At 52.8% G+C, this 1,679-nt stretch carries 1 protein-coding gene; it reads right to left on the bottom strand.

What is annotated here, in order from left to right; translation table 11 throughout:
• Positions 1–1,679: AAA family ATPase (locus KBW69_RS23310; protein WP_257282526.1), on the bottom strand; the 1,679-nt coding region annotated here is incomplete at both ends.

Genomic DNA, 1,679 nt, shown 5'->3' with positions numbered 1-1,679 from the left:
TGTCGCTCAGGGTGTTGTCCGGTTCGTAACGGACAGAAAACCAGATTTCCAGTGCTGTCAGGGCATCCTGATGAGTCTCGCTGATTTCGGGATCCAGCACATCCTTAAAACTTTGCTGGATCAAACCGTTTATTTGCTTATAGGTAACACTGTCGTTTACGGGCAGCGCACGATCCAGATACCAGCCCACCCAACTGCAGATATCCGTTAAATCCCTGGGGGTAAACTCATGTTCTGGCAACAGTTCCTGATAATATTGCCAGAGTGTCATCACGCTCCCGGTGGCACTGTGTGCAATGTCGTTTATTTGAGAGTCCGGCAAATGCCGTTGTAACTGCTTAACCAGAGCCGGTTCCACCACTCTGTCCCGAAGAAATGCCTGATCCAGACGGGGGTAGTAAGCCCTGGGCAGTTTCTCTTTCAGGGCCGGGTCCAGCTGGCGTCCGGCGTAATGATCCGGGTTACCGGTGAGAATCACCCGGTGTTTTGAGCTGACCTTGACAGGGTGACCGTTCACATAGATGCAGGGTTCCGGTTCCCATAAACCGTTTAATGACGCCAGCAATCCGGTGTTGGCGAGGTTGGCTTCATCCAGCACCAGGGTAACGTATTCTTCGTCTTTTTCGGACCGGGTACGGGCCCATTCCATCAGCGCCCGATTTTGCTGCACCATAGCGCGGTCACCATTGGCGTGGTCTTGCCATTGCCAGCGTTTCATCAGGGTCTGTTCGCTGTCAGAAGGTCCAAGGGAAATGACGAAAGCCTGTCCTGAAGCCTTCGCCATTCTGGCGGAAAAATAACTTTTTCCGGTGCCCGTTTCCCCCTGCAGGAATATGACTGGTGAGTCTGCAAGCCGGTCATGGAGTCGGGATAAGCGACGGCTTTCGCGATCCTTTTGACTCATCTCGCCATGATAAAGGTCGTGAGCCAGTGCTGACAGTGGCTGATCAGCGGAACCCTGCCATGTCAGTGATAGGGACAGCCGACTTTCTATGCGTTCAATGCCTGCTGCTTCAGAATGTGCTGTTCTGGCAATATGAAAACAATCGGTGGCCAGAGCATGAATGGCATCGGACCGGGTCTGCCCTGATGGCAAAGGGAGTTGCCAGCCAGAAGCCAGCGCATCTTGCAACCGTTTAATCTGTCTTGATGGTCTGATAGCTAACCGTTGATAGTGCTCTGCTGCTGCCGGATCAACTGCCAACTGATACGCCATTGCCTGTCGTTGCTGTTCAGGCGCATGGGCCACGATCATGGCACAGAGCCTGTCCAGAGATTCTTTTTCAGTTTCCTGTGAAAATGGACTTTCATGGGACAGTTTTAACGCTTCAAATCCAGTGTCCTTAAAGACTGCCGGGTCAAAGGTTCTGGCCAGTAGCCACAGGTTCTGCTTCACAAACTCTCTATCCAACCTCGAGGCACTAATGATGATGTCATTTAATTGATCCGGGTCAACCGAGGCAGTTTGATCCTCATCGGGAAGTAATTGCCAACAAGCCACTTTCATAAAGTCACGCACCGTCGGATTCTGTCGGGTGCCATGGGTGATGAGGCTGTTAATGGCCTTGCGCCAGTGGCGAGGCAGGAGTTGTGGTGACTGGTCAGCCTGCTGTGCCCGCCGGGCAGCCAGTATCAGGTTATTCAACAGCCCCTCGGTCAGTTCAGGCAGAGGCTTGCAA

This window comes from Endozoicomonas sp. ISHI1 (genome assembly GCF_024606225.1).
Taxonomy (GTDB): domain Bacteria; phylum Pseudomonadota; class Gammaproteobacteria; order Pseudomonadales; family Endozoicomonadaceae; genus Endozoicomonas_A.
Note: the sequence above shows the minus strand (reverse complement) of the source record. Positions and strands in the feature narration are given on the sequence as shown.